This window comes from Microbispora sp. NPDC004025, from assembly GCF_053604425.1.
The window spans coordinates 500,401-526,343 of record NZ_JBSGHN010000001.1; the positions used below are offsets into that span (position 1 = coordinate 500,401).

The 25,943-nt window shown below is 71.5% G+C and carries 27 protein-coding genes, 1 tRNA gene and 1 pseudogene; 11 read left to right on the forward strand and 18 right to left on the reverse strand.

Features of this window, described 5'->3' with window-relative positions:
• The first annotated feature begins 23 nt into the window (after nucleotides 1–23).
• On the forward strand, nucleotides 24–1,925 hold the full coding sequence (locus ACWEQG_RS02500) for a M14 family zinc carboxypeptidase (RefSeq protein ID WP_452281061.1): 1,902 nt from the start codon (nucleotides 24–26) through the stop codon (nucleotides 1,923–1,925).
• 27 nt (nucleotides 1,926–1,952) lie between these two features.
• Here the strand turns inward: ACWEQG_RS02500 and ACWEQG_RS02505 are convergent, their stop codons facing one another.
• The gene (locus ACWEQG_RS02505) at nucleotides 1,953–2,744 is read right to left on the reverse strand and encodes a hypothetical protein (RefSeq protein WP_452281063.1); all 792 of its coding nucleotides are present in this window, start codon (nucleotides 2,742–2,744) and stop codon (nucleotides 1,953–1,955) included.
• 173 nt (nucleotides 2,745–2,917) lie between these two features.
• Here ACWEQG_RS02505 and ACWEQG_RS02510 point away from each other — a divergent pair, with 173 nt between their 5' ends.
• Nucleotides 2,918–4,225 carry a deoxyguanosinetriphosphate triphosphohydrolase gene (locus ACWEQG_RS02510; RefSeq protein WP_452281065.1) on the forward strand — a complete coding sequence of 436 codons (1,308 nt, stop codon included), beginning with the start codon at nucleotides 2,918–2,920 and terminating at the stop codon, nucleotides 4,223–4,225.
• 16 nt (nucleotides 4,226–4,241) lie between these two features.
• Here the strand turns inward: ACWEQG_RS02510 and ACWEQG_RS02515 are convergent, their stop codons facing one another.
• Entirely contained in the window at nucleotides 4,242–5,096 is an 855-nt protein-coding gene (locus ACWEQG_RS02515) for a M23 family metallopeptidase (RefSeq protein ID WP_452281067.1), read from the reverse strand.
• Between the two features lie 146 nt (nucleotides 5,097–5,242).
• Here ACWEQG_RS02515 and dnaG point away from each other — a divergent pair, with 146 nt between their 5' ends.
• The 4 genes from dnaG (at nucleotide 5,243) to ACWEQG_RS02535 (ending at nucleotide 9,954) form a co-directional block, all read left to right on the forward strand.
• Nucleotides 5,243–7,162 carry a DNA primase gene (gene dnaG / locus ACWEQG_RS02520; RefSeq protein ID WP_452281069.1) on the forward strand — a complete coding sequence of 640 codons (1,920 nt, stop codon included), beginning with the start codon at nucleotides 5,243–5,245 and terminating at the stop codon, nucleotides 7,160–7,162.
• Between the two features lie 179 nt (nucleotides 7,163–7,341).
• Nucleotides 7,342–8,448 (forward strand): RNA polymerase sigma factor RpoD, encoded by a 1,107-nt coding sequence (rpoD, locus tag ACWEQG_RS02525; protein WP_452281071.1) that lies wholly within the window; start codon nucleotides 7,342–7,344, stop codon nucleotides 8,446–8,448.
• 152 nt (nucleotides 8,449–8,600) lie between these two features.
• Nucleotides 8,601–9,329 (forward strand): glyoxalase, encoded by a 729-nt coding sequence (locus tag ACWEQG_RS02530; protein WP_452281073.1) that lies wholly within the window; start codon nucleotides 8,601–8,603, stop codon nucleotides 9,327–9,329.
• Between the two features lie 121 nt (nucleotides 9,330–9,450).
• Nucleotides 9,451–9,954, forward strand: a complete 504-nt coding sequence (locus tag ACWEQG_RS02535) for a hypothetical protein (RefSeq protein WP_452281075.1) — start codon at nucleotides 9,451–9,453, stop codon at nucleotides 9,952–9,954.
• 350 nt (nucleotides 9,955–10,304) lie between these two features.
• Here ACWEQG_RS02535 and ACWEQG_RS02540 read toward each other — a convergent pair.
• From ACWEQG_RS02540 to ACWEQG_RS02560, 5 genes and pseudogenes are all read right to left on the reverse strand, one after another.
• Nucleotides 10,305–10,676 (reverse strand): annotated as a pseudogene (locus tag ACWEQG_RS02540) (TSUP family transporter); the annotation flags it as partial.
• Nucleotides 10,677–10,693: 17 nt separating this feature from the next.
• Entirely contained in the window at nucleotides 10,694–11,281 is a 588-nt protein-coding gene (locus tag ACWEQG_RS02545; RefSeq protein WP_452281077.1) for a rhodanese-like domain-containing protein, read from the reverse strand.
• Between the two features lie 35 nt (nucleotides 11,282–11,316).
• Nucleotides 11,317–12,657 carry an MBL fold metallo-hydrolase gene (locus ACWEQG_RS02550; RefSeq protein WP_452281079.1) on the reverse strand — a complete coding sequence of 447 codons (1,341 nt, stop codon included), beginning with the start codon at nucleotides 12,655–12,657 and terminating at the stop codon, nucleotides 11,317–11,319.
• A 232-nt stretch (nucleotides 12,658–12,889) separates the two neighbouring features.
• The gene (locus tag ACWEQG_RS02555; protein ID WP_452281081.1) at nucleotides 12,890–13,159 is read right to left on the reverse strand and encodes a metal-sensitive transcriptional regulator; all 270 of its coding nucleotides are present in this window, start codon (nucleotides 13,157–13,159) and stop codon (nucleotides 12,890–12,892) included.
• A 143-nt stretch (nucleotides 13,160–13,302) separates the two neighbouring features.
• Nucleotides 13,303–13,602 carry a YtxH domain-containing protein gene (locus ACWEQG_RS02560; RefSeq protein WP_452281083.1) on the reverse strand — a complete coding sequence of 100 codons (300 nt, stop codon included), beginning with the start codon at nucleotides 13,600–13,602 and terminating at the stop codon, nucleotides 13,303–13,305.
• A 259-nt stretch (nucleotides 13,603–13,861) separates the two neighbouring features.
• Here ACWEQG_RS02560 and ACWEQG_RS02565 point away from each other — a divergent pair.
• Nucleotides 13,862–13,934 (forward strand) — tRNA-Asn (locus ACWEQG_RS02565).
• 226 nt (nucleotides 13,935–14,160) lie between these two features.
• Here the strand turns inward: ACWEQG_RS02565 and ACWEQG_RS02570 are convergent.
• Both ACWEQG_RS02570 and ACWEQG_RS02575 read right to left on the reverse strand, forming a co-directional pair.
• Nucleotides 14,161–14,511: an MmcQ/YjbR family DNA-binding protein gene (locus ACWEQG_RS02570; protein ID WP_452281085.1), complete on the reverse strand. Its 351-nt coding sequence runs from the start codon at nucleotides 14,509–14,511 to the stop codon at nucleotides 14,161–14,163.
• 518 nt (nucleotides 14,512–15,029) lie between these two features.
• A complete protein-coding gene (locus tag ACWEQG_RS02575; RefSeq protein ID WP_452281087.1) occupies nucleotides 15,030–15,350 on the reverse strand; it encodes a hypothetical protein in 321 nt (106 codons plus the stop codon).
• A gap of 209 nt (nucleotides 15,351–15,559) precedes the next feature.
• Between ACWEQG_RS02575 and ACWEQG_RS02580 the strand changes: the two genes are divergently transcribed.
• From ACWEQG_RS02580 to ACWEQG_RS02595, 4 genes are all read left to right on the forward strand, one after another.
• Complete coding sequence (locus tag ACWEQG_RS02580; protein WP_452281089.1) at nucleotides 15,560–15,745, forward strand: hypothetical protein; 186 nt, start codon at nucleotides 15,560–15,562, stop codon at nucleotides 15,743–15,745.
• 294 nt (nucleotides 15,746–16,039) lie between these two features.
• Nucleotides 16,040–16,579, forward strand: a complete 540-nt coding sequence (locus ACWEQG_RS02585; protein WP_452281091.1) for a DUF1062 domain-containing protein — start codon at nucleotides 16,040–16,042, stop codon at nucleotides 16,577–16,579.
• A 297-nt stretch (nucleotides 16,580–16,876) separates the two neighbouring features.
• Nucleotides 16,877–18,043, forward strand: coding sequence for a nitric oxide synthase oxygenase (locus ACWEQG_RS02590; RefSeq protein ID WP_452281093.1), 1,167 nt, complete (start codon nucleotides 16,877–16,879; stop codon nucleotides 18,041–18,043).
• Between the two features lie 41 nt (nucleotides 18,044–18,084).
• Entirely contained in the window at nucleotides 18,085–18,855 is a 771-nt protein-coding gene (locus ACWEQG_RS02595) for an enoyl-CoA hydratase-related protein (RefSeq protein WP_452281095.1), read from the forward strand.
• A 15-nt stretch (nucleotides 18,856–18,870) separates the two neighbouring features.
• Here ACWEQG_RS02595 and galK read toward each other — a convergent pair whose 3' ends face one another.
• From galK to ACWEQG_RS02640, 9 genes are all read right to left on the reverse strand, one after another.
• A complete protein-coding gene (gene galK, locus ACWEQG_RS02600; RefSeq protein ID WP_452281097.1) occupies nucleotides 18,871–19,992 on the reverse strand; it encodes a galactokinase in 1,122 nt (373 codons plus the stop codon).
• Nucleotides 19,993–20,107: 115 nt separating this feature from the next.
• Nucleotides 20,108–21,769 (reverse strand): catalase, encoded by a 1,662-nt coding sequence (locus ACWEQG_RS02605; protein WP_452281099.1) that lies wholly within the window; start codon nucleotides 21,767–21,769, stop codon nucleotides 20,108–20,110.
• Between the two features lie 96 nt (nucleotides 21,770–21,865).
• On the reverse strand, nucleotides 21,866–22,018 hold the full coding sequence (locus tag ACWEQG_RS02610) for a hypothetical protein (protein ID WP_452281101.1): 153 nt from the start codon (nucleotides 22,016–22,018) through the stop codon (nucleotides 21,866–21,868).
• A gap of 389 nt (nucleotides 22,019–22,407) precedes the next feature.
• A complete protein-coding gene (locus ACWEQG_RS02615; protein WP_452281103.1) occupies nucleotides 22,408–22,830 on the reverse strand; it encodes a VOC family protein in 423 nt (140 codons plus the stop codon).
• On the reverse strand, nucleotides 22,827–23,744 hold the full coding sequence (locus tag ACWEQG_RS02620) for a helix-turn-helix domain-containing protein (protein WP_452281105.1): 918 nt from the start codon (nucleotides 23,742–23,744) through the stop codon (nucleotides 22,827–22,829). The genes ACWEQG_RS02615 and ACWEQG_RS02620 overlap by 4 nt, the downstream gene beginning before the upstream one ends.
• 63 nt (nucleotides 23,745–23,807) lie before the next feature.
• Nucleotides 23,808–24,116, reverse strand: coding sequence for an HPr family phosphocarrier protein (locus tag ACWEQG_RS02625; protein WP_452281107.1), 309 nt, complete (start codon nucleotides 24,114–24,116; stop codon nucleotides 23,808–23,810).
• Nucleotides 24,117–24,133: 17 nt separating this feature from the next.
• Nucleotides 24,134–25,174: a zinc-dependent dehydrogenase gene (locus tag ACWEQG_RS02630; protein ID WP_452281109.1), complete on the reverse strand. Its 1,041-nt coding sequence runs from the start codon at nucleotides 25,172–25,174 to the stop codon at nucleotides 24,134–24,136.
• Nucleotides 25,171–25,638, reverse strand: a complete 468-nt coding sequence (locus ACWEQG_RS02635; RefSeq protein ID WP_452281111.1) for a PTS sugar transporter subunit IIA — start codon at nucleotides 25,636–25,638, stop codon at nucleotides 25,171–25,173. The genes ACWEQG_RS02630 and ACWEQG_RS02635 overlap by 4 nt, the downstream gene beginning before the upstream one ends.
• Nucleotides 25,631–25,939, reverse strand: a complete 309-nt coding sequence (locus tag ACWEQG_RS02640) for a PTS lactose transporter subunit IIB (protein ID WP_346226476.1) — start codon at nucleotides 25,937–25,939, stop codon at nucleotides 25,631–25,633. Before ACWEQG_RS02640 ends, ACWEQG_RS02635 begins: the two co-directional genes overlap by 8 nt.
• Between the last annotated feature and the right edge of the window lie 4 nt (nucleotides 25,940–25,943).

Below are 25,943 nucleotides of genomic sequence, written 5' to 3' on the forward strand. Positions count from 1 at the left end.
CCTACCGCAAGGAAGGACGTGGAGTGAGAAGACGTCGCCGCCCGCCGGCGCTCGCGATCGCCGCGGCGCTGCTGTGCACCCTCCCCACGCTGCTCGGAGCCGCCCCCGTGTCGTCGGCCGTCCCGCCGGCGGCACCGCTGGCGGCCGCCGGGGACGCCCCGGCGGGGCGGGCGGACCAGGAGCCGTCGCCGTCCAGGCAGTACCAGGTGGACGGTCCGGCCACTGTCGCGCAGCGCAGCGCGGTGGCCCGCACGGGGGCGGCGATCGACGAGGTGCACGGCCGGAGCATGGTCGTCACCGCGACGCTCCAGGAGGCCGACGCCATCCGACGGCTCGGGTTCAGGGTCACCGACCTGACGCCCCCGGCCGAGGCCGCCGGCCCGCAGACCTTCGACTTCCCCGCGGGCGACTCCGGCTACCACAACTACGCCGAGCTCAGCGCGCTGGTGGACCAGGTCGTCGCCGCCCATCCCACGATCGCCCGCCGGTTCAGCTACGGCCGCTCCTACGAGGGCCGCGACCTCATGGGCGTCAAGATCAGCGACAACGTGGCCGCCGACGAGAACGAGCCGGAGGTGCTGTTCACCGCCCACCAGCACGCGCGCGAGCACCTGACCGTCGAGATGGCGATCTACCTGCTGCGCCTGTTCACCGACGGCTACGGCGGCGACGCCCAGATCACCGACCTGGTGAACACGCGGGAGATCTGGATCCTGCCCGACCTCAACCCCGACGGCGGCGAGTACGACGTCGCCACCGGCGCCTACCGGTCCTGGCGCAAGAACCGTCAGCCCAACTCCGGCACCTCCAGCGTCGGCACCGACCTCAACCGCAACTGGGGCTACAGGTGGGGCTGCTGCGGCGGCTCCTCGGGCACCCCGTCGAGCGAGACCTACCGCGGAGCGGCCGCCGAGTCGGCCCCGGAGGTGAGGGCGGCGGCCGACTTCGTCCGCGGCCGGGTGGTCGGCGGCGTCCAGCAGATCAAGGCCGCCATCGACTGGCACACCTACAGCGAACTCGTCCTGTGGCCGTACGGGTACACGACGGCCGACACCGGCCCGGGGATGACGCAGGACGACCGGGACGCGCACGCCGCCCTCGGCCGCAGCATGGCGGCCACCAACGGGTACACGGCCGAGCAGGCGAGCGACCTCTACATCACCGACGGCTCGATCGACGACTGGATGTGGGGCACCTACAAGATCTTCACGTACACGTTCGAGATGTATCCCAGGGGGAGCAACCCCGGCTTCTACCCGCCGGACGAGACGATCGACCGGGAGACCTCCCGCAACCGGGCGGCCGCGCTCCTGCTCGTGCAGAACGCCGACTGCGTCTACCGGGTCATCGGCAAGGAGTCCGCTTACTGCGGCACGGGCACGCCGCCCGCCGTCGTCTACTCCGACACCTTCGAGACCGCGACCGGCTGGACGGCGAACACGGCGGGCACCGACACGGCCACCTCGGGCGGGTGGGAGCGCGCCGACCCCGCCGCGACGTCCTCCAGCGGGGCCAAGCAGCTCGGCACCACGGTCAGCGGGAGCTACGACCTGGTGACCGGCGCCGCCGCCGGGACGAGCGCGGGAGACGGCGACGTCGACGGGGGAGTGACCACGATCACGTCGCCGCCGATCACGCTGCCGGCCTCGGGGACGCTCACGCTGTCGCTGTCCTGGTACCTCGCCCACGGGTCGAACTCGTCCGCGGCCGACTACTTCCGGGTGAAGGTGATCGGCGGCACGACGAGCACGGTCTTCGAGCAGCTCGGCGCGGCCACCGACAGGGACGGCGCGTGGAGCGTCGCCACCGCGTCGCTGACCGGGTTCGCCGGCCAGACCGTGCGCATCCAGTTCGAGGCGGCCGACCTGGCGACCGCCAGCCTCGTGGAGGCCGGCGTCGACGACGTCCGGATCACCAGGAGCTAGACCCACTCCCGCCCGCCGGTCACGGCGTCAGACCCATTCCCAGCGGATGCCGCGTACGCCGGGCCGGGCGCCGGTGTCCACCAGGTGGGCGGTGCCGAACGCGTCGACGCGCAGCTCGCCGGCGTCGCGGGGCGGCGCCGACGCGTCCGGCGACCATGTGTGGAAACACCGCACCGGCAGCCGCCCGCCCGTGAACCGCACCTGCACCAGATGCTGCTCGACCGGGTCCCGCAGGCGCCGGTCGTACCGGTCGGCAGGGGCGACGGCGGTGACGTACTCCACGACGTGGGTCTCGCCGGAGGCGAGCGGGTGCGGGAAGATCAGCTCGGTCAGGAGTCCCGTGCCGTCGTCGCCGCCGCGGCCGGGCCGGCACCACTCGGTGCGCAGCAGCCGGGTGCCCGGCGGATGGGCGACCACGTACCGGTCCACGCCCGGCGTGGCCGCCCGCAGCACGACGCGGGCGCTCACCCGGTGCCGCCGGCCGGTGCTCACCACCACCTGCTCGTGATGGCTGAGCACGGTGAGCGTCTCCGGCCGCCGCCCCCGCGGGCGGGGCGGCCCGAGCAGGCCGATCAGGGCGTATTCGGGCAGGGACAAGATGACCTCGAGCTCCCGGACCGCCGCCAGGGAGGCGGCGCGCTCGGGCCGGGACCGGCCGCGCTGCCAGTAGCTGAGGCTGGACAGACTGACCTCGAAGCCCCGCTCCCGCAGCCGCGAGTGCAGGCGGTCGAGGCTCAGGCCCCGTGTGCGGATGGCGGCCCGCAGGGCACGCTCGAAGGGCCCGGACCGGAGGACCTCCGCGAGCTCGTCGTCCACCACCAGGGCTCCTCCCCGGAAGCGCCAGGGCGGGAAAAGCCGAGTATCACTCCCGACGGCTTACCGGGCAAGAGGGCAATCTCCCATCGGACTACCGGATCTGTCGTGAAACCCGACCTTCGCGGGTACGCTCCATTCCCCGCCGCCACGGGGCTTGCCACAAGGAAGGAGGACGCATGGCCCGCTATGACGAGCACGACCAGGCGCGGTGGGTGCCGGAGCCGCCGGGCAATCCTGAGCGGAGCGCGTTCGAGCGGGACCGGGCACGTGTGCTCCACAGCGCCTCGCTGCGCAGGCTCGCCGCCAAGACGCAGGTGGTGGCCCCCGCCGACTGCACCGGCCTGCACAGCCCCCGTACGCGGCTGACCCACTCGCTGGAGTGCGCGCAGATCGGCCGGGAGATGGGCAAGGTCCTCGGCTGTGACCCCGACCTGGTGGAGACCGCCTGTCTCGCCCACGACCTGGGCCACCCCCCGTTCGGCCACAACGGGGAGGCCGCCCTCGACGAGCTGGCGGCGCCGTGCGGCGGGTTCCAGGGCAACGCGCAGAACCTGCGCCTGCTGACCCGGCTGGAGGCCAAGGTCATCACCGAGGACGGCCGCAGCGCCGGCCTCAACCTCACCCGGGCGGCGCTCGACTCGGTGTGCAAGTATCCCTGGGCCGGGTCCTCCTGCCGGATCCCCGGCGTCCCGCTCGCGGGGGAGGGCCAGCCGTACTGCGTCTACCCCGACGACCTGGCGGTCTTCCGGTGGGTGCGGGAGGGCGCGCCCGACTACGCGGTCGGTTTCGAGGCGCAGGTCATGGACTGGGCCGACGACGTGGCGTACTCGGTGCACGACCTGGAAGACGGGCTGACGTGCGGCCACGTCACGATGGCGGCGCTACGCGACCCGGAGGAGCGGCTGGAGGTGTGCCGCCTGACGAGGGAGTGGTACGCGCCCGACGCCGGCCTGGAGGAGCTGTCGGAGACCTTCGCGCGGCTGATCACCGAGCCGCTGTGGCCCGCCGCCTTCGACGCCGGGCTCGCCGACCTCGCCGCGCTCAAACGGCTCACCAGCGCGCTCATCGGCCGGTTGTGCCGCTCCGCGCAGGACGCCACGCGCGAGGCGTACGGCCGCCGACCGGCGCCCGCCGGCCGCAGCGCCCCGGGACGGTACGACGCGGACCTGGTGGTGCCGAGGACCACGCGGCTGGAGTGCTCGCTGCTCAAGGGCGTGACGGCGCACTACGTGATGTCGCGGGAGGACCACCACGCCGTCCAGGCCCGGCAGCGGGAGATCATCGCCGAGCTGGGCGACCTCATCCTCCGGGGCGCCCCGGCGACCCTGGAGCCCGCCCTGCGGCCGCAGTTCGAGCAGGCCGCCGACGACGCGGGACGGCTGCGCGCGGTGGTCGACCAGATCGCCTCGCTCACCGACGCCTCCGCCATGGGCTGGCACCGGCGACTGTCCGCGGCCACGCACCGCCGCCTCAGGGCCGGCTGACCGCGCCCGCGCCGTCTCAGAGCGGGATGACCACCGTGTCGTTGTCGTTGTCGTTCTTCTTCTTGGGCGGCTTGGTCTCGTCCGGGGTGGGCGTCGTGGGCTGCGGCTTGGAGGAGTTGGACGAGCTGGACGAGCACAGCTGCGTACAGGGCGGGGTGGCGCCCAGCCGCTTGCGCAGCGTCAGCATCGCCTTGCGCGGGGAGACGGTGCGGTTGCCGTCGTCCCAGGCGTCCAGGTACGGCCAGGGCGGCACGACGCCGCGGCGGACCCACCAGTACTGCGACTCGACCGGCCAGGAGATGGCGAAGTAGAGGTTGCTCGCGGTGTCCCGGGCGTTGCCCGTGTTGCCCACCCGGCCGAGCAGCTGCCCCGCCTTGACCTTGGTGCCCGGTGTGACGCCCTCCTCGACGGAGTCGAGGTGGCCGCCGAGGTACAGCACGCCGTCCTCGCCCTTGACCGTGACGAACCGGCCCTCCCGGTCGGGTCCGCGGTCGGTGGAGGGCGCCCAGGCGTTGTTGACGTTGACCTCCTGCACGACGCCGTCCACCGGCGACACGAACGCGCAGCCCTTCTTCGCCCAGATCGTGGTCTTGGGGAGCACGAGCAGCTTGCGGGAGTACGACACCTTGCAGCCCTTGATGGGGAAGGCGTACGTGTAGGGGGACATCTTCGGCGGCGGGACCCGCACCGGCTCGTCCCCGGCCGGGGGCACGACGTGGCCGGGCTGGGAGTCGTCGGTGGCGGCCGTGATGCCGTTTCCGGGCGGCGGCGTGGGCGGCAGCGTGCTCACTCCCGCGACCCCGGCGGGCGCGCCGCAGGACGCCGCGACGAACGCGGCGCCGGCGAGGGCGGCCAGTCTCCCCGATCGCATGATCTCCACCTGGTCGACGTTATCGAACCTTTCCTTTGTAACGGACCAAGCGGAACATCACGACCTGTTCCGGAAAGTCGTGACATGTCCTCGACGTCGGCGGCGAGGCGTCCGGGCTGTCGGGGGCAGGCTCTAGACTCGCCAGCGTGGCAGGGCGAAGCGGTCGGATCAGTGACGAGGACATCGCGCTCGTGCGGGAGCGCTCGCCGATCGCCGACGTCGTCGGCGAGCACATCCAGCTCCGCAACGCGGGCGGGGGCAACCTGAAGGGGCTGTGCCCCTTCCACGACGAGAAGTCGCCCTCCTTCAACGTCACCCCGGCCCGGGGCTACTACTACTGCTTCGGCTGCGCCGAGGGCGGCGACGTCATCACGTTCGTCCGCAAGATCGAGAACCTGACGTTCACCGAGGCGGTCGAGCGGCTCGCCCAGCGCGCCGGCATCCAGCTCCGCTACGAGCAGGGCGGCTACGTGCCGGGGCGCGAGCAGGGCGAGCGGCTGCGGCTGATCGAGGCGCACCGCGCCGCCGCCGAGTTCTACGCCGAGCGGCTGTCGGGACCCGAGGCGGCGCCCGGGCGGCGCTTCCTGTCGGAGCGCGGCTTCGAGCGGGCCGACGCCGAGCACTTCGGGGTCGGCTACGCGCCCAACGAGTGGGAGGCGCTGTCGCGGCACCTGATGGCCCGCGGGTTCACCTCGCAGGAGCTGATCAAGGGCGGTCTGGCCCGCGAGGGCAGGCGCGGCCCCGTCGACCGGTTCCGCGGGCGGCTCGTCTGGCCGATCCGCGACATCACCGGAGACGTCATCGGGTTCGGCGCGCGCAAGCTGCTCGACTCCGACGACGGCCCCAAATACCTGAACACCCCCGAGAGCCCGATCTACCACAAGAGCTCGGTGCTGTACGGCGTGGACCTCGCCAAGCGGGAGATCGCCAAGCGGTCCCAGGCCGTGATCGTGGAGGGCTACACCGACGTCATGGCCTGCCATCTGGCCGGCGTGCCGACCGCGGTGGCCACCTGCGGCACCTCCTTCGGCGAGGACCACATCAAGGTGCTGCGCCGGCTGCTGCTCGACCAGGCCGAGTTCCGGGGTGAGGTGATCTTCACCTTCGACGGCGACTCGGCGGGGCAGAAGGCCGCCCTGCGCGCGTTCGCCGACGAGCAGAAGTTCGTCACGCAGACCTTCGTCGCCGTGCAGCCCGACGGCCTCGACCCCTGCGACCTGCGGGTCAAGCAGGGCGACGCCGCCGTGCGCGACCTGATCGCCGGCCGTGAGCCGCTGTTCGCCTTCGCGATCCGCAGCACCCTGTCCCGCTACGACCTCAACACCAACGAGGGCCGCCTGGCCGCGCTCGACGCGGCCGCGCCCGTCGTGGCCTCGATCAAGGACCCGGGGCTGCGCAAGACCTACGTGGTGGACCTCGACCGCTGGCTCGGCTTCATGGACGAGGGCTTCGTCATCCAGCGCGTCCAGCAGGTCGTGGGGCGGACGCAGGACGGCGCGCACGCTCCCGGGCGCAGGCAGGCGGGCCGTACGGCGGCGCAGGCACCGTCCGCGCCCGCGCGGCAGGAGCCCCTGGACCCCGCCGTCCGCCTGGAGGCGGAGGCGCTCAAGCTCGCCGTGCAGCGGCCCGCGCTGCTCGGGCCGGAGTTCGACGCGCTCGGCGCCGAGACCTTCACTCTGCCCGAGCACGTGGCCCTGTACGAGCTGGTCATGGCGGCGGGGGGGACCGTCGCCGGAGGACCGGGCGGGCGCGAGTGGGTCGACCGGCTGCTGGAGCAGGCCGACGCCGGGGCGCCGGACGCCGCCGGCCTCGACCTGAGGTCGCTCGTCACCCGGTTCGCGGTCGAGGCCGTGCGCGCCGACGTCACCGTCGAGGATCGGTACGGCGCGGCCGTCCTGGCGAAGATCCAGGAGGTCGCGGTGGGCCGGGCCGTCGCCCAGGTGAAGTCGCGGCTGCAGCGGCTCAACCCGGTCGAGGAGCAGCAGGAGTACAACCGCCTGTTCGGCGAACTCGTCGCGCTGGAACAGCAGCGACGGGTGTTGCGAGAACGCGCGAGTGGGGCCTGAATAAACGTCCCTTTCCAGTTCTCACAGCCGTCAAACATATATTTTGATCTCGATTCGGTATTGACTTCCGCCTTACCTTGGGTGACAAAAATAGGCCTGCCATTTAGTGGTGCCTTTCCTGCACACTGTGTTGCGTGGGTGCATCGGTGCTGCCAAGCAGGCCGCCATCGGTAGACCAGGTGGCGGACCTCGTCGCGAAGGGAAGGGAACGCGGGAGCGTCACGGTTGACGACGTGGCCGCCGCGCTCGACCGATCCGAGTTGCCCGCCGACGCGCTGGAACGCGTCGTGCGGATGCTCGCCGAGAACGGAGTTGAGGTCCTCGAGCCGCAGAGCGACGAGGAACCCGGCAAGCCGGACGAGGAGGATATCGGCAAACGCGCTCCGACCAGCGACCTGGTCAGGATCTACCTCCGGGAGATCGGCAGGGTTCCGCTGCTCACCGCCGAGGAGGAGGTGGAGCTGGCCAAGGCCATCGAAGCGGGCCTGTTCGCGGAGGACAAGCTCTGCGAGAGTCACGCCGCCAGGTTCGCCCAGCCGGAGCTGGAGGACCTGGTCTGGGAGGGCGTCCGCGCCAAGCAGCGGCTCATCGAGGCCAACCTCAGGCTCGTGGTCTCCATCGCCAAGCGCTATGTGGGCCGCGGAATGCTGTTCCTGGATCTCATTCAGGAGGGCAATCTCGGTCTCATCCGCGCGGTCGAGAAATTCGACTACACCAAGGGATACAAGTTCTCGACCTACGCCACGTGGTGGATTCGCCAGGCGATCACCCGGGCGATCGCCGACCAGGCGAGAACGATCCGGATTCCCGTGCACATGGTCGAGACGATCAATAAGTTGGTCCGGGTGCAGCGGCAGCTCCACCAGGATCTCGGCCGGGAGCCGGCGCCCGAGGAGATCGCCGCCGAGATGGACCTGCCCATCGACCGTGTGGTGGAGATCCAGCGCATCGCGCAGGAGCCGGTCTCGCTCCAGGCGCCGATCGGCGAGGAGGACTCCGACCTCGGCGACTTCATCGAGGACGCCGACGCGGTGGTGCCGATGGAGGCCGCGGCCTTCATCATGCTGCAGGATCAACTCGACGACATCCTGGCCACGCTGTCGGAGCGCGAGCAGCGGATCATCCAGCTCCGGTTCGGCCTCTCCGACGGCCACCCCCGCACGCTGGAGGAGGTCGGCCGGGAGTTCGGCGTGACGCGTGAGCGCATCCGCCAGATCGAGTCCAAGACGCTGGCCAAGCTGCGCCACCCCACCCGGGCCCAGATGCTCCGGGACTACCTGGACTGACGCTTCTCGGACGCGGACGAGCGCCTCCCGGCTCACGGGAGGCGCTCGTCGCGTTCCGGGCCGCCGGCGTGAAGCGAGGACGTTGGAGCGATCCATGTGCGAGCCCTGCCGAGGGCTGCGACCATCGCCGGGCGATCGGAAAGGTGGATGACATGAGCGAGCCCGCGGTCCGGCCGAACGAGACGACGGTGCCGTTGCTGCCGTGCGCGTCGCCGGAGGAGACCCTGGCGTTCTACGAGGCGCTGGGATTCGAGGCGACCTACAAACAGACCAAGCCCTATGTCTATCTGGCGCTGCGATGGAGCGGATTCCAGCTGCACTTCGGCCCGGCGCCCAAGGACCTGGATCCGGCCCGGGAGCATTCCGGAGTCTGCCTGGTCATGGTCGACGCCGTGGCGCCGTACCACGCGGAGTTCGTCGCGGCGATGCGCCGCGTCTACGGGAAGGTGCTGAGCTCCGGCCTGCCGCGGATCACCCGCTACCGGCCCGGCGCGTCCCGGTTCACCCTGATGGATCCGTCCGGGAACTCGATCATCTTCATCCAGCGCGACGAGCCGGCCGAGCTGGAGTACGGCGGTTCGAAGAAGCTGACGGGCCTGGCCAAGGCGCTCGACAACGCCCGGATACTGCGCGAGTTCAAGAACGACGACCTGCAGGCCTTCCGCGCGCTCAAGTCCGCGGTGCGCAGGCACGGCGCGGACGCCTCGCCGGTCGAGCGGGCCATCGCCCTGTGCCACCTCGTCGACCTGGCCACGGTCCTCGGTGAGCCCGCCGATCCCTGGCTCGCCGATCTGCGTGGCCAGGAGCTCACCGCCGGCGACAGGCGGCGTGTCGAGTCGGAACTCGGGCATCTCGCCGGAGTTCGGGAGTGGCTCCCCTGAGCGCGGAGCGGCTCCTCGCCCGGGTCCCACGGCTCCCGGGCGCGGAGCCGCACGGCAGGAGGGACGGGACCGCCGGATAGCCTCGGGGGTGTTAACGGTCGTCGTACGCTGGCGGTGCCTCTTGACTCCTCCCAAGCCCTCGCTGTCCCGCCTGTTCGGCTCCCGGCTTCCCCGTGAGGTCCGTACGGCTCTCGCGCTGGAGAGCGGCGAGCACCCGATCAGCCACGCGCGTACGCCGGAGGGCGGCCACGTCGTCGCCACCACGCGGGCGCTGCACCTGCCGGAGGGGCCGCGCCTGCCGTGGCACCTCATGGACAAGGCCGTGTGGGACGAGGAGGGCGTGACGGTCACGATGACGGACGGAACCGACCACCGGACCCTGCTGCCCGAACCGGGCAGGCTGCCGGAGACGATCCGCGAGCGGGTGACCTCGACGATCGTCGCGAGCCGTCATGTGACCATCGACGGCCGCGGGGGAGTGCGCCTCGTCGCCCGCCGGATCCCGGGCTACGACACCCCGCGCTGGGAGTTCATCTTCGACCCCGGCCTCGACGCGAAGGACCCGGGCCTGCGCGCGCACGCCGAGCAGGCGCTCGAAGAGGTACGGCGCAGCCTCGGCGTGTGAAGCCGGCGAGCCCGGGCAGGGGACTCGGCGGGGACGTCCGGCTCTGCTCCGGTGGCCTGACAGGACACCGGAGCAGAGCGGAGCCGGCGGCGACCGGAAGAGGACCTCCACGCCGCGCTGTCCTCGATCGCCCCCGTCCGGGCCGGACGGCCGCGCGCGGAACCTGCCGCGTCGCCGAGCAGAGGGTGCGTCACGTGCGATTGAGTTCCCCGACGCGCAAGGCGCCGTGGCCCAGCCGGCGTCCCTGGCACAGGAACAGATAGACGATCCCCGCCGCGCCGGCCAGCAGCGCGGTGACGCCCCATACGGTGTGGAACAGCGCGGGCCGAGGATCGGCAGATCCTTGTGGGCCCCGCGGGCCGGGGCGTCCCGCGGCGGCAGATCATGGCGAAGGCGGTGGCCGCCATCATCAGCGCGAACCCCGCCAGCAGCGCCGCCGTGGGCAGGCGCGGCCCGACAAGGCCGCCGCCGTACGCTCCGGCCATCCCGGCCAGGCCGAAGACCAGCCCGGTCCGCCACCGGATGCGGCCGGCGCGGGCGTGGCCGACGGCGCTGACCACGCTGGTCACGCCGACGACGAACAGGGACATGGCGATCGCGGACTTGGCCGGGACGCCCGCGACGTAGACGAGCAGAGGGACGGTCAGGATCGATCCGCCGCCGCCGAACAGGCCCAGGGTCGGGCCGACGACGACGGCGCCGGCCAGAGTGAGAGCGGTCATGTCGTCGTCTCGATCCGTCAGGCCGCGCTGCGACCAGGGCGGCGGATACAGGCGAGAGCGGCGTCCACGTCGGCGCCCGCGCCGCGGTTGTACGGCAGGCGGGACAGCAGCATGCCCATGGCGCAGGTGTCGGTCAGCCCGGCGAAGACCAGGCCCGCGCCGGCGAAGGCGCCGGCGAAGCGCGCCCCCGGCAGCCACAGGTCGGCCACGATCGAGGCGAGCACGATGCCGCCCGCGACCATGCGGACCTGACGTTCCAGGCTCCACCGCTGTCTGCCGCGCACCACGGGGGCGCCGGAGGCGATCCAGGCGTTCATCCCGCCGGTGAGCACGACCGTGTCGGACAGTCCCGCCTCGCAGAGCTTCTTGTGCGCCTGGGTGGCCCGGCCGCCGGACTGGCAGATGAGCAGCATCCGCCCGCCGGCGTCGGCGACGATCCGCCGCAGGTGGGCGTCGACCTGGTCGAGCGGCAGGTTGATCGCGCCGCCGATGTGCGCGGTCTCGAACTCGGCGGGGGTCCGCACGTCCACGACCAGCACGTCGGGGTTTGCGGCGATCAGCGCACGGGCGGTCGCGGTGTCGATGTTCGGGGAATCGGTGGTCACGGCTTCCTTCTCGTTCTCGAACGTGGGGTCTGGGGTCAGGCCGCGCGGCGGGTCCGCAGCGTGGCGACCACGTCGGGCACGCCGGCGCCGTCGAGCGCGACCGGCGTGTATCCCGCGGCGGTGAGCAGCGTGGCGGCGATGGCCGCGCGCCGGCCCGATCCGCAGGCCACGAGCACCGGGCGCTCGCGATCCAGCTCGGCGGGGACGCCCTCGGTCACCAGGTCGGGGAGGAAGCGCTCGACGGCTCCCTCCAGGCGCACGGCCTGGCGTTCGTTCGGCATGCGCACGTCCAGCACCTGGGCGCCGGGCTGGGCCGTCCGTGCCGTGAAGGCCGCCAGGTCCAGCCGTTCGAACGTCGCGGTCGCGGCCGGGCCGAGGTCGCGTACTACGCCGCGCACGGTGTCGATGCCGATCCGCGCCAGCTGGGTCACCGCCTCGCCCGCGTCCTGGCCGGGCTCGGCCACGAGCACGATCGGCGACCGGTACGGCAGCAGCCACCCCGCCCAGCTGCCGAAGTCCGCGCCCAGCTCGATGCCGACGGAGCCGGGCAGGAAGCCGTCCGCCTGCCTCTCACGGGGTCGGATGTCGACCACGCGCGCGTCCTGGGGCAGGTCGGCGACGGCCAGTTCGGGCACGTCGACGGAGGGCATCGGCGGCACGCCGAGCGTGTTGGCGGGGCCCATGTACCGGTAGAAGGCCGGGATCGGCATGGGTGCGGTGAGCAGTTCGTCGGCCAGATGTTCGGCGTCCTCGATGGCCAGCAGCGGGTTGGACCTCATCTCCTCGCCGATCGTCGAGGTGTAGCGGCCGGCCCCGCTCGCGCTGCAGAACGACCCCTCGCCGTGCGTCGGGAACAGCCCGACCTCGGGCGGCAGCGCCGCCAGCCGGCGCAGCGAGCCGTGCTGCAGCCGGGCCAGGGTCCGGGCCCGGGCCATGCCGAGCAGGTCGGGCCGGCCCGCCGAGGCCACCAGGAGGCTGCCGCCGGAGAACACCGCGACCGGCTCACCCTCGATGAGCACCAGGTAGCTGGTGTGCTCGGGGGTGTGCCCCGGCGTGTGGACCGGTCGTAGGGACAGGCCGTCCCCTCCCTCGATGTCCTCCAGGTGGAACGCCGGGGTGTGAGGGTAGGCGGGCGCGGCTGCGGCGGGCAGGACCAGCTCGGCTCCGGTGCGCAGAGCCGCCTGCTCGCCGCCCGACACGTAGTCGTTGTGCAGATGGGTCTCCAGCACGAAGCGCAGCTCCACGTCGCGCTCGGCCGCCGCCCGCAGGAACCTGTCGATGTCGCGCTGCGGGTCGACGAGCACTCCCTTGCCTTCGTGGGTCAGCAGGTAGGTCTGATCACCGAGACCCGGAGTGCGGAAGGACACGATCTCCATAGGGGGACACCTCATTTCTTATACCCCCGGGGGTATACGACGAGCCTGAAAAACCGTCGACCGCGCCGGCCGTCGAGTACGCCTCGGCGCGTACGCCGGCGCGGGATCGCCACCCGGAACATACCCCCGGGGGTATCCCTCGAATATGCGAAGGCCGGCCTTCCTCTGGGGGAGTCCACGGCGAAGGCCTACCTGCGCGTGTGACGGGGCTTTGTCGGTTGGGGCAGAGGACCTAGGCGAGGGCCAAGAACAGCTTCTCCAGCTCGGCCACGCTCATCGGAGCCTCCTCGCCCCGCTCCTGTGCGGCGTGACAGTGCCGCAGGCCGCTGGCGACGAGCTTGAATCCGGCCCGGTCGATCGCCTTGGAGACCGCGGCCAGCTGGGTCAGCACCTTGGTGCAGTCCTCGCCCGCCTCGATCATCGCGATCACTCCGGCGAGCTGGCCGTGCGCCCGGCGCAAACGTGTCACCGCGTCGCCGGCCATCGCCTCGTTCATCTGCATGCCCCATTTATACCCCCGGGGGTACCTGGGGCCAAATGGGCTTCACCCGTGGCCCCCGGCATCGTGCCGGGGGCCCGCCGCCTGCCCTCCGGGTCGTGGGCTGCTCCGGCGGCGGTCGAGGGTGTAAATCGGCCGGGGGCGGCTCAGGGGATCTGGTCGGCGCCGGCCGGCCAGCCGGTGGCCGTGCCGACCCGGTCGGTCCTGTCGGACTCCCAGGACTCCGTCTTCCTGAGGAACGGCACCTTGTCGCCCGCGAGGTCCTTGGCCTTGCCCGCCACCTTCGAGGCCTGGGCGCCGACCAGCCCCGCCGCCTCCTGCACCGTGGGGCTGTCCGCGAACCGCTGTGCGAAGCGCTTGATCTGCTCGTAGCGCTCGCGCCCGGCCCGCGTGCCGAGGACGTAGCCGACGGCCAGCCCGGTGGCGAACATCGCCTTGTATCGCATCTTCCACCTCCGCGCTCGTGTTCCCCGCCCCCCTACCCCGAGGGCCTGTCTCTATCCAACAGCAGCCGCTCCGGCCCCGCCCGGAGGGCTCCCGGGGCCGTCCGGGCGCTCTTTGCCGTAGGCCGATCAAGACCCGGCGACTCGCGGACGGAATCGATGTGACAGACACCCCCCGGAGTGCGCTAATCTAGTTCCGCGCCGCAAGGAAAGCCGAAAGGCCGGAACGAGCGGAGCAGGAAGTAACAGCAGTACAGCACGATCCCGTGTAGCTCAATCGGCAGAGCAGCCGGCTGTTAACCGGCAGGTTATAGGTTCGAGTCCTATCGCGGGAGCTCATCACTCCGGAGGCCGGTGATCCCAGATCACCGGCCTCGGTCGTTTTCGGGTCCGCACGCTGCGGCCACGGCATGACCACAGCGGCCGGTGCCCCCGGAACGCCGGGGGCAGGACTCATCGGAACGTCACCCGCTCGCTCGGAGATCTCGCGGCGGCGTTCCCCGGGCTCGCCCGGGGTCCGCGCCCGCCGTACGCGCCGGCGGAGACCTCGCGGGTAGGCGGTTACGGCAGGAGCTCGGGCTCGTGCGCCTCGACCAGGTCCTTCGGCGCGGTCAGCAGCCACGCCTCGGTGACGAGTTCGAAGAGCTCGTCTGCTTCGATCTTGTCGAGCTGCACCACGACCCAGCCGAAGCGTCCCGCGGTGAACTGCACCTCGAAGACCTCGGGACGCTCGGACACCAGCGCGATCTGCTCCTCGATCGGCTGTTTGAGCCCGACGGTCCGGGTCTTCTCCCACAGATATCCGAAGCCCTTGCCGTCCACCTTCAGCGAGACCCACTCGCCGCCGTAGCCCTGCTCGACTTCGGGCAGCCTGGCCAGCAAGGCCAGGAACTCATCCACGCTCACGCCCATGGCTCACCTTCTACCAGTCGCCTCCGACATTCGCGCCAGCAGTCCTCCTGAAAGCCCGCGGGGAGTCGTGGCCGGCTCGGCTCACCGGCCGCCTCACGCGGCCGCGGTTGTGGGCCGGTCGGGAGCGGCCGTTCCCGTCGCCGCCGGGGAGGCGGGCACGTGCCGTGGGTCGATGTCCATCCGTCGGACTGACCGTAGGGAGAAGGTGCCGGAGGTCTCATGAGGGCGAGCGGTGGACCGCGCGCTGTGCGATCGCGCTCCGGGCGATGAGTGGCCGTATCTGGTCGAACCGCTGGTGCCGGCCGCGAGCACCGGTGGCCGGCACCATGCTGCTCCTCGCGGCAGCTGCCGCCCTGCTCGACGCTGGGCAGGAGTGTCATCACCCGTGCGTGATGAAATGGTCCGCCGCATCATGGACGGGTGATGACGAAGAGCTTTGGGCCTTGCCTAATTCAGTCGCCTGGTGGTTCTTAGTCTTCCCGTATGCTCTGCCGCGACCGGATTGGCTTGTGGTCGGCTCAGATTCTTTGATGCCCGACCGATATCGGCCATGAGCTGCTGCTGCATTGGGCATTTGATTTGATGGAATTGGCGACCCAAGGACCGTAAACCGTGGTGTAGCTACCGCTACTATTCTGGCAGAAGAGGACGACCCGCGTCTGCGTCACTCCTGTACCGCTGCACAGCGCCCAGCCGGTGCCGCCGACAGTGCCGATCTGCGCGCTAGTGCTGCAGGTCGGTGCCGCCTGGGCGGGAGCGGCCGGTGACATCAGAGTCGTCGCGGCCGCGATCGCGGCCACCCCGGCCGCCGAAACGCCGAACTTCTTGATACGGCCCATTAGTCATCCCCTTCGGTGCCGATGTTTGCTTCTCGATGGTAGACACAGCTTTGGTCGATATCCATAGGGGATGTTATGCGATTTGAGTGAGCGGTTTACGGGCTGGCCGCAGGGCCCGGATCGAAAGTCCGGAACACGGAAACAGCCGGTCGGTGAGCGTTTGAAAAGATGAATTGGAAGGCGGGGCGAGGGCTGTCGCCTGCCGGCGGGTGGCGGCGTGGGAGGGCGGCAAGGGCCGCCGGGTGCACCTCATCGGCTGGGAGCACCCCGAGAACAACGACCGCACGGTCGTCGACCAGTTCCGGGTGCCGCCCGGCTACGGGGACTGCCGGGAGCGCCCGCACCGTCTCGGCCCCGGCCTGTGGCTGCCCGATGAAGGGCGTCGACGACGCTGAGCACGGCCGAAGGGTGGACCCAAGCGACAGGGACCATCGCTGCCGAAAACCGCTTGAGCCCTTCTTCCGCGTGCCCGTAGGGTGCCTGCGATCCCGACGCAGTGAGGACAGAGGACAAAACCGCGTGACCCCGCCTGCTCTTTGACCTGACACCTTCTTCCGCTCATCTTCAAGCCGGCCCTGTCGTCGGCTCTGCCGGGCTGCCCGTAGGCGCCCGGTCATGCGGCGTCTGAGGCCGCGCGCAATCGGCCTCGTGTCAGGTCTAGAGAGATCATGTCTTCACAACCTCATACCGTGCTGCCCTGGGTCGTCCGCCGGACCAGGCTGCCTCTGCTGTCGTCGCGGTGCCCGGACTGCCGGTCGGAGTCGGCCACCACGGGCGAGGGCAGGTTCCGGGTCAACGCCAACGGCAAGCTGCTGGACGTGTGGCTGCTGGTCTGCTGCGTGTCCTGCGGCCGGACGAGCAAGCTCAGCGTGTACGAGCGGGCGCCGGTCAGGTCCTTCGATCCGGCCGAGCTCGACGGCTACCACGCCAACGATCCGGAACTGGTGGCGTCCACGCTGCTGGATCCGCTGTTCGCCCGGCGCAACCGCTTCGGTCTGGACTGGACGGGGGCCTGGCGACTGGACACTTCGCCGGCATGGCTCGACGAGCCGTGGCCGGTCCGGGTGGAGGTCGTCTTCGACGATCCCGTGCCGGTGCGCCCGGAGCGGCTCATCGCGCAAGGGCTCGGTTTCAGCAGGAACGAGGTGCTGCGGCGAGTCAAGTGCGACATTCCGCTGCGCCGTACGACAAGGGCCGGGTTCACCTTCACCGTCATGGCCGGGGACTGACGGGGAGATAGCGGCAGTGCGATCCCCGCAGGCATCCGTGTGAGACACGCCTCGCCCCAGGGGTGGCTCCAGATCTCCGGCGCCCCGAGCGGGCCCCTCAACGGAGGGGCCGTCGGGGCGCCGGAGATCTGAAGCTGTCGGTGTATGGATTTGGCGGACAAATCCGGGGACTTCGCGGAAAATGTGGAGCGCTGCGGCCGTACCGGTCGCGGCTGCCGCGGACCACGGACGGCGCAGTGGGGTGAGGGCCACTGCGGGAGGGTGTCGCCGCCGGCCCGGAACCGGCGCGGGGCGCCCGTGAGCGCGAAGTGTGTGGCGGTCGTGCTGACTTGGCGTAAATCGAGGAAGACCCCCGCGCCCGTACGGGAACGCGGGGAGGAGGTCGACAGACGGGAGGCGGAGGACTTCATCCGGCTCCACCACGCGGAGAACCCGGTGGCGGGCACTGTGGCGGGCACGGTGGAGCAGCGGCTCCGGGAGGTCTTCGCGGAGATCGAGCAGACGGGGACCTACACGCACACCACGGGCGAGCTGACCTTCGGCGCGCGGGTGGCGTGGCGCAACAGCAACAGATGCATCGGGCGCCTCTACTGGCGGTCGCTGCAGGTCCGTGACCGGCGGCACGTGGACACGGCGGACGGCGTGGCCGAGGAGTGCGTCGAGCACCTCAGGGCGGCCACGGGGAAGGGCAGGATCCGTCCCACCATCACGGTGTGCGCCCCCGACCGGCCGGGGGAACGGGCGCCGCGGATCCTCAACGACCAGCTCATCCGCTACGCCGGATACGTCCGCGAGGACGGCTCGGTCCTCGGCGATCCGGCCAACGCGGGGATCACCATGCGGGCCCTGCGCATGGGCTGGCGCGGGGACGGCACGAGGTTCGACGTCCTGCCGCTGGTCGTGGAGGCCAAGGGCGCCCTGGTCCTGCGGGAGGTGCCGCGCGACGCGGTCCTGGAGGTGCCGCTCCGGCATCCCGCCTTCCCGTGGTTCGCCGATCTGGGACTCAGGTGGCACGCCGTGCCGGCGATCGCGAACATGTCGCTGGAGATCGGCGGCGTCTCCTACCCGTGCGCGCCGTTCAACGGCTGGTACATGGGCACCGAGATCGGCGCGCGCAACCTGGCCGACCGGGACCGCTACGACCAGCTCCCGGTGGTCGCCGAGCAGCTGGGCCTCGACACCTCCCACGACCGGACGCTCTGGCGCGACCAGGCCCTGGTGGAGCTCAACGTCGCCGTGCTGCACTCCTTCACGGAGGACGGTGTCACTATCACCGACCACCACACCGAGGCGCGGCGGTTCATGACCCATCTGGAGCGGGAGGAGCGCAGCGGGCGCGTCTGCCCCGCCGACTGGTCCTGGATCGTGCCGCCCCTGTCCGGCGCCGCGACGCCGGTCTTCCACCGCTACTACGACGACGTACGGCTCACGCCGGCCTACGTCCACCGCCCTCCGCTGGTGTAGAACCGTGTAGAACTATGTTCGGGCGAAGGAGGGGTGTGGCGATGGCGGTGCTGTCCGAGGACGACGGCGGTGTGCGGATCCTGACGTTCAACCGGCCCGAACGGCTGAACGCGTGGACCGCCGAGATGGGACGGCGCTACTTCGATCTGCTGGAGGAGGCCGACCGCGACCCGTCCGTACGGGCGGTCGTGGTGACCGGCGCGGGGAAGGGCTTCTGCGCCGGGGCCGACTTCGCCGACCTGACGGCCCTGCAGGCGGGGACCTACGCCGACGAGCAGGACCCCCGGCCCAACACGTTTCCCACCACCCTGCGGACGCCGGTCGTCGCCGCGGTCAACGGCGCGTGCGCCGGTCTGGGGATGGTTCACGCGCTCGTATGCGACGTGGTCGTCACCGCCGAGGACGCCAAGTGGACGACCGCGTTCTCCCGGCGCGGGCTCGTCGCCGAGTACGGCCTGGGCTGGATCCTGCCCCGGCTGGCCGGCCAGGCGCGGGCGATGGACCTGCTGCTGTCCGGCCGGGTCTTCACCGGCGCCGAGGCGTGCGCCATGGGCCTGGCCGTGCGGGCGGTGCCGGGGGAGCGGCTGCTCGCCGAGGCCGTCGCGTACGCCAAGGAGCTGGCCACCCAATGCTCGCCCGCGTCGATGGCCGTGATCAAGCGGCAGATCTGGGGCGGCTGGCAGTCGGGGCTCGACGAGGCCAGGGACGAGGCCGTACGGCTGATGACGGAGTCGTTCCGGCGGCCGGACTTCGCCGAGGGAGTGGCGAGCTTCCTCGAACGCCGGCCGCCGGACTTCCCGCCTCTTGGGTGATACCTCAGCGGACTTCTAGTGGACGCGGTGCGCGCCCGCGGCGGGGGTGGCCGGCAGGAATGTGGGCGCGGCCCAGCCGCGCTCGGCGTAGGACTGCTCCACGGTGGTGCGGACCCGGTCCACCCGGTCGTCGGCGACGAGCGCGATGGCCGAGCCGCCGAAGCCGCCGCCGGTCATCCGCGCCCCCCGCGCGCCGCCCTTGACCGCGGCCTCGACGGCCACGTCCAGTTCCGGGCAGGAGACCTGGTACTGGTCCCGCAGAGACAGGTGCGAGGCGTTCAGCAGGGCGCCGATCTCCGGTACGGCTTTCGCCCGCAGCAGCCCGATGACGGCCTCGACCCGGTGGTTCTCGGTGACGACGTGCTGGGTGCGCGCCCGCTCGTCGCCGCTGAGCCTCGACAGGGCCGCGGCGAGGTCGGTGACGTCCCGCAGCGAAGGGACGCCGAGGCGCTTGGCCGCGTTCTCGCAGTCCTGGCGCCGCCTGGCGTACTGCCCGTCGGCCAGCTCGTGGTGGACGCCGGTGTTGATGATGAGGATCTGCAACCCGTACGCCGACAGGTCGAACGGCACGGCGCGACCGGCCAGCGAGCGGCAGTCGAGGAACAGCGCGTGCCCCTCCTCGCTCAGCGCCGAGGCCGCCTGGTCCATGATCCCGCAGGGCATGCCGACGAACTCGTTCTCGGCCTTCTGGCACAGCCTGGCCAGCTCCATCGGCTCCAGGCCCAGGCCGTACAGGTCGTTCAGGGCGAGCCCGACCGAGACCTCCAGCGCGGCGCTGGAGGACAGCCCGGCCCCCTTGGGCACGTCGCCGTCGACCACGATGTCGGCGCCGCGCACCGGGAGCCCGGCGCCGCGCATCACCGCGACGACGCCGGTGGGGTAGCGGGCCCAGCCCTCGGCCCGGTCGAGGTCCTCCAGCACCTGCTCCTCGCCGGGCGCCTGGAGGGAGGCGATCCGCACCGTGAGGTCGTCGCGGGGGCTGACGGCGGCCGTCACGCCCCACGGCACCGCGAACGGCAGGACGAAGCCGTCGTTGTAGTCGGTGTGCTCGCCGATCAGGTTGACCCTGCCGGGCGCGTGCCAGACTCCGGCGGGTTCGCCGCCGTACGCCTGCCGGAAAGCATCAACAACGCGCATAGTCGCACACTCCTCAACATCGCAGCCTCCCCGTAGGGTAGCGGCCCCGCGACGCGGACGTGCCGGGGCCCGGCCCGGGTAGCCCGGGCCGGGCCCTGGTCCGACCGCGCCGATCTCACATGGCGGGTACGGTGGCGCGCTCGTCAGGGACGCAGTGCGTCATCTTCAGGCCCGAGACGTCGCGCGGGCCGTTCTTGCCGAGGTTGGCCAGGCGCTCCTTGTCCTCCTCCGTCAGATCCTGGCTCGCCAGCGGCTCCAGGTGCTTGACGTCGTCGGGCGTGATGCCGAGCCCCTCGCCGACGCGCAGCCCGAGGTCGTCCTCGACCAGCAGCAGGTGCCAGACCATGCGCTCCTGGATGGGCCGGTCGCACCCCGACAGCATGGTGGTCATGTTCTCCACCAGGTCGTCGCGCTCCCACTGCTCCATGAGCAGGTAGCGCTGGCCGGCCTGCTTGTAGTCGTTGGTCCGCGGAATCCGCTTGCGGGTGAGCCTGCCGACGATCTCCGGGCCCTGCTCGTCGTGCGTCGGGAACTGCCCCTCCCGCAGCCCGCCGTTGATCGACGGCTCGTAGTTGACGTGCGGGTTCTCGCCTCCCTGGTCCTGGTGGTAGGTCATGAGGCCGTCGCGCTGGTTGGTGCGCACGTCGGCGTTCTTGGCCTGGTTGACCGGCAGCTGCAGGTAGTTCGGCCCGACGCGGTAGCGCTGGGTGTCGCTGTAGGAGAACGTCCTGCCCACCAGCATCTTGTCGTCGGAGAAGTCCAGCCCGTCGACGAGGACGCCGGTGCCGAAGGAGATCTGCTCGTTCTCCGCGAAGTTGTTGCGTACGGTCCGGTCGAGGACCATCCGCCCGACCGGCTTGGCCGGGAAGAGCTCCTCGGGCCAGACCTTCGTGTCGTCCAGCGGGTCGAAGTCCAGCTCGGGGTGGTCGTCGTCGCTCATCATCTGGACGAGCAGCTCCCACTCCGGGTAGTCGCCGCGCTGGATGGCCTCGTACAGGTCCTTGGTCGCGTGCCCGAGCTCGTGGGCCTGGATGCGGGCGGCGTCCTCGGCCGTCATGCTCCTGACTCCCTGCTTCGGCATCCAGTGGTACTTCACCAGCACGGTGTCGCCCTGCGCGTTCACCCACTTGTAGGTGTTGACCCCGAAGCCCTGCATGTGCCGGTAGTCCGCCGGGATGCCGCGCGGGCTGAACAGGTTGACGAGCATGTGCATGCTCTCGGGCGACTGCGACATGAAGTCGAAGATCCGGTTCGGCTCCTGCCGGAACGTCACCGGGTCCGGCTTGAGCGCGTGGATCACGTCCGGGAACTTGATGGCGTCGCGGATGAAGAACACCGCGAGGTTGTTGCCGACGAGGTCCCAGTTGCCGTCCTCGGTGTAGAACTTCACGGCGAAGCCGCGCGGGTCGCGGGCGCACTCGGACGAGTCGCGCCCCCCGATCACGGTCGAGAACCGGATGGCCAGATCGGTGCGCTTGCCGGCCTCCTGGAAGAGCTTCGCCCTGGTGAACCGGGCGATCGGCTCGTCCCCCCATTTGCCGTACGCCTCGAAGAAGCCGTAGGCGGTCGTGCCGCGAGCGTGGACCACCCGCTCGGGAATGCGCTCCCGGTCGAAGTGACTGATCTTCTCCAGGAACTGGTAGTTCTCGAGAGTGGCCGGGCCGCGCGCGCCGACCGTTCGCTGGTTCTGGTTGTCGTAGACCGGGTGCCCTTGACGGTTGGTCAGCACCGGACGCTCGTCTCCGGGCTCCGGTCCCCTGCTCGACACGTCCGTCATGGGACGGCTCCTCTCGTTATTTGATCGCGTTTGAACTGTTAGTCCACTTCAAGACCCCCCTATCCGGTTTCTGTCGGGGTATGCGTCCCGGCGCCCTCAGCTGAGGAGATCCTGGAACGTCCGGAGCACGCGGGGGAGGGACCGCAGGGCGCCGTGCACGTGGTCGACGGCCCCGGCGTCCACCAGGCGCACCTTCGCGCCGCTCGCCGCCAGCTCGTCGCGGCGCACCTTGGCGTTGGCGATCGGCACGTCGCGGTCGCCCCGGGCCGCGTACAGCGTGACCGGGACCTGGGGCCGCCAGCCGGTGCAGGTGGTGTCGGAAGCCGGTGACCATCACCCGGCCGTCGAGGCCGCGGCCGTGCTGGACGGAGGGCGCGTAGCGCCTGGTGGGGAGCGTCCCGTGCTCGTAGACCGCCAGCGACAGCCACCCGTCCCCGGAGCGGGGCAGGGTCACGACGCCGTCGGCGGGGTGATCGCGGCGAAGGTGGTCGCGGGAACGGAGAGCACCAGCGCGGCGCAGGCCGCGGCGGCCGGCAGACGCTTGGGGAGGGAGTTCGTCATGGCCGTGAACGGAGGTTCCGGCGGTGGTCGCGGCCCATTCCGCGCACCGCCGGAACCGTGGTGGGGAGTCCCCTACCTCACCCTGTGCGGGCCGCCTTCCGCGGTTCGCCGCGGTAGGTGCCGAACGACCAGAGGTTGCCCTCCGGATCGCGGACGACGAAGTCGCGGGAGCCGTAGTCGGTGTCGTACGGCTCCTGGACGACGCGCGCCCCCGCGGCGGTCGCCCGGGCGAACAGCGCGTCCGGGTCGTCGGTCACGGCATAGGCGCCGAAGGAGCCGGGGGTGAGGGTCCACTTGTCGTCCGGGGTGTCGCGGACGCTGCCCAGCATGATCCCGCCGCCTGCCGGCCAGGAGAGCTGGGCGTGGTCGACGCGGTCGCCCTCGCCGTACACGGCGGTCTCCTCGAAGCCGAACGCCTCGACGAGGAAGGCGATCAGGGCGCGTGCGTCCCCGGCCCGCAGCGTGGGCCATACCTGAGGTGCTGGTGTGGTGTCGTTCATGCCACCGAGTCTGGCGAGCCGTCCTCGGTCCCGGCTTGGACGTTTCGGAACAGCTCGCCTCCGTGGCCGCCCTCCTCGGCCAGCCACCGGCTGGGTGGGCACCCGGCGAAGGCGCCGAACTCGCGGGCGAGATGCGCCTGGTCGTAGAACCCGCACTCCGCCGCCGCGTCGGCCAGCGTGAGCCGCCGCCCGGACACCGCCGCGTGCTGCAGCAGGCGGCGGGCCCGGTCGAACCGCACGACCCGCGCCGCCTCCTTGGGGGACAGGCCGATCTCCTCCCGGAACCGGCCGTTGAGATGCCTGGTGCTCCAGCCCACCTCGCGGGCGAGGCCGGACACGGTGACCTGCCCGCCGGCGGCCAGCGTCCGCCGCCACGCCCGCGCCACCTCCGCCGGCTGCGCCCGCGTGGGGCGAGCGCGCCGGGACAGGACCGCGTCGAGGACCGCGAAGCGCTCGTCCCAGCCGGGCGCCTCCAGCAGGCGCTCGCGGAGCTCGGCCGCCAGCCGGCCGAGGACCTCGGCGCCGTCCAGGTCGAGCCCGGACAGCTCCCCGGCGGGCAGCCCGAGCAGGGCCCGCGCGCCGAGCGGCGTCAGCGCGAGCTGCACGCCCGACTGCCGGCCGTCGTGCGTGATCAGCGCGGGGGCGGTGTGCAGCCCGCCGACCAGCGTGTCGTACGACCCGGGCGGGGTGCGCGGGTCGGGGTGCGCCGCGACGACGAGGGGATCGTCGAGTGTGACGATCATCGTCAGGTACGGCGAGGGCAGGCCGCGATGCGTGGCCGGCGGGACTCCGGCCTCCCGGTAGGCGCTGTACCACGCGACCAGCGGACGCAGCGCCGGAGCGGGCGGCCGATGGAAGAACGTGTTCTCTTCGTGCTCACCGGCTTCCGCCGTCCGCCGATCCCGAGCCGCCATCACCTGCTCCTCCTTCCCGCGTTCCAGTCTCCATCACGGAGAGCCGCCGCGGTCCGGATGCCCTCAGCCGTCGGCCATGCGGCTCCCCTCGGCTCCCTCGGCGCCTTCGGCGTCGAGGTCGCGGGACAGCAGGTCCGCGAGGGTGGTCAGGGCCTCCTCCGCCCCCGGCCCGTCGGCCTCCAGGGTGACCTCGGCGCCGTGCCCGGCCCCGAGGGTCAGCACGCCCAGCATGCTGTTGGCGGGGACGGCCTTGCCGTCGCCCACGCGGATGCGGACGGGCACGGCCTGCCGCGCCGCCGCCTCGACGAAGATCTTGGCGGGGCGGGCGTGCAGGCCGGAGCGCGAGGCGACCGGCACTGTCCTTTCCGGCATCGCTTACCTCTCAGACGTCAGGGCTCGATGGTGACCTTGATGGCGGCGCCGCGGGCGACGACGTCGATGGCGTCCATGACCTCGTCCAGGCCGAGGCGGTGGGTGATCAGGTCGGCGACCGGCACCGCCCCCTCGGCGATGAGCCGCAGGGCGCGGGCGTTGTGGGCCGGGCTCGACCCGTTGGCGCCGACGATGGTCAGCTCCCGGTAGTGCACGAGGTTGGAGTCGCAGGCGATGATGGGGTCGTCCTTCGGCAGCCCGCCGAAGAAGCTGATCCGGCCCTGCCGCGCGGCCATCTGCAGCGCCTGCTGCTGGGCCGCACCGGAGGCCGCCGCCGTGATCACCACGTCGGCGCCCCGGCCTCCGGTCAGCTTGAGCACCTCGTCCACGAGGTCGGTCTCGCCCGAGCAGATCGCCGCGTCCGGCCGTACGAGGTCGGCGGCCATGGTGAGGCGCTCGGCGTTCAGGTCGGCGAGGAACACCCGGGCCGCGCCGCGCGAACGGGCCAGCCGCACGTGCAGGCAGCCGATCGGGCCCGAGCCGACGACGACCACGTCGTCGCCCGCGCCGACGCGGGCCAGCTCCTGTCCGTTGAGCACGCAGGCGAGCGGCTCGGCGAGGGACGCCTCGGCGAACCCGACCCCGTCGGGGATCCGGTTGAGGCCGTCCACGGCGAGCACCTTGGCGGGCACGACCATGTACTGCGCGAAGCCGCCGTCGTAGTGGTAGCCCATCGACTCCTGGTTGGGGCAGACCGTGAGGTGGCCCCGCCGGCACTCCTCGCACTCGCCGCAGGGGATCGCGGCGATCACCTGCACCCGGTCGCCCGGGCTCCAGCCGGTGACGCCCTCGCCGACCTCCACGATCTCCCCGGCGATCTCGTGGCCCATCACCCGGGGCGGCCTGATGTGGTGGTGCCCGAACCGGTAGATCTTCACGTCCGTGCCGCACGTCGAGCAGTTGCGTACGCGGATCTTGACCTCGCCGGGGCGGGCGACGGGCTCGGGCACCTCCTCCAGGCGGATGTCCCCGGGAGCGTGGAAACGGGCGACTTTCACTCGGAGTCTTCCTCTCCGTCCGGTTGCAGCAGGTGGATGACCTCGTCGACCTCGGTGGCCGCACGCAGGGCCGCGGCGCGGTCCGGGTCGAGCAGGATCTGGGCGAGCCGCGACAGCAACCGCATGTGGCCGTCGCCGCGCGCCGCGATGCCGACGCACACCGTCACCCGGTCACCGTGCCAGTCGACGCCCTCGGGGAAGCGCAGCACGCAGATGGCGTCGTGACGGACCGCCTCCTTCGAGGTCAGCGTGCCGTGAGGGATGGCGACGCCCTCTCCGACGTACGTGGAGATCGACCGTTCGCGTTCGAGCATGGCCTCGGCGTAGGTGCCGTCCACCGCGCCGACCTCCTGGAGAACCGCGCCGCACTGCCGGATGGCGTCCTCGATGTCCGAGGCGGTCGCGGCCGTCCGTACGGCGCGGGGGTCGAGGGGAAGCGGGGCCGTGCCGGCCCGGTCAGCCATCGATCGTGCCCCCGTTCTTGATGGCGGCGACGACCCGGGTCACGGCCGGGTCGCCGATGAAGACCTGGAACGGCACGAGCACGACGCCGGGGGCGCTGGCCCTGGCGCGGTCGGCCAGCCCGGTGTGGCAGACGATCACGTCGGCGTCGGCGGGGATCGAGTTGACCGGGGTGTGCTCCACGCTGACCGCGGTGCCCTTGAGCTGCTTGCGCAGCGTGCTCGCCAGCATGACGCTGCTGCCCATGCCCGCGTCGCAGGCCACGATGAGCTTGCGGACGTCCTTGCCCTCGATGGTGGACACGGTT

Excerpts from the sequence above, each read along its gene's own strand:
- ACWEQG_RS02510 (WP_452281065.1), top strand. The coding sequence starts at position 2,918 with ATGGCCCGCTATGACGAGCACGACCAGGCGCGGTGGGTGCCGGAGCCG.
- ACWEQG_RS02515 (WP_452281067.1), bottom strand. The coding sequence starts at position 5,096 with ATGCGATCGGGGAGACTGGCCGCCCTCGCCGGCGCCGCGTTCGTCGCG.
- ACWEQG_RS02530 (WP_452281073.1), top strand. The coding sequence starts at position 8,601 with ATGAGCGAGCCCGCGGTCCGGCCGAACGAGACGACGGTGCCGTTGCTG.
- ACWEQG_RS02550 (WP_452281079.1), bottom strand. The coding sequence starts at position 12,657 with ATGGAGATCGTGTCCTTCCGCACTCCGGGTCTCGGTGATCAGACCTAC.
- ACWEQG_RS02555 (WP_452281081.1), bottom strand. The coding sequence starts at position 13,159 with ATGCAGATGAACGAGGCGATGGCCGGCGACGCGGTGACACGTTTGCGC.
- ACWEQG_RS02560 (WP_452281083.1), bottom strand. The coding sequence starts at position 13,602 with ATGCGATACAAGGCGATGTTCGCCACCGGGCTGGCCGTCGGCTACGTC.
- ACWEQG_RS02570 (WP_452281085.1), bottom strand. The coding sequence starts at position 14,511 with ATGGGCGTGAGCGTGGATGAGTTCCTGGCCTTGCTGGCCAGGCTGCCC.
- ACWEQG_RS02575 (WP_452281087.1), bottom strand. The coding sequence starts at position 15,350 with ATGGGCCGTATCAAGAAGTTCGGCGTTTCGGCGGCCGGGGTGGCCGCG.
- ACWEQG_RS02595 (WP_452281095.1), top strand. The coding sequence starts at position 18,085 with ATGGCGGTGCTGTCCGAGGACGACGGCGGTGTGCGGATCCTGACGTTC.
- galK (WP_452281097.1), bottom strand. The coding sequence starts at position 19,992 with ATGCGCGTTGTTGATGCTTTCCGGCAGGCGTACGGCGGCGAACCCGCC.
- ACWEQG_RS02605 (WP_452281099.1), bottom strand. The coding sequence starts at position 21,769 with ATGACGGACGTGTCGAGCAGGGGACCGGAGCCCGGAGACGAGCGTCCG.
- ACWEQG_RS02615 (WP_452281103.1), bottom strand. The coding sequence starts at position 22,830 with ATGAACGACACCACACCAGCACCTCAGGTATGGCCCACGCTGCGGGCC.
- ACWEQG_RS02620 (WP_452281105.1), bottom strand. The coding sequence starts at position 23,744 with ATGGCGGCTCGGGATCGGCGGACGGCGGAAGCCGGTGAGCACGAAGAG.
- ACWEQG_RS02625 (WP_452281107.1), bottom strand. The coding sequence starts at position 24,116 with ATGCCGGAAAGGACAGTGCCGGTCGCCTCGCGCTCCGGCCTGCACGCC.
- ACWEQG_RS02635 (WP_452281111.1), bottom strand. The coding sequence starts at position 25,638 with ATGGCTGACCGGGCCGGCACGGCCCCGCTTCCCCTCGACCCCCGCGCC.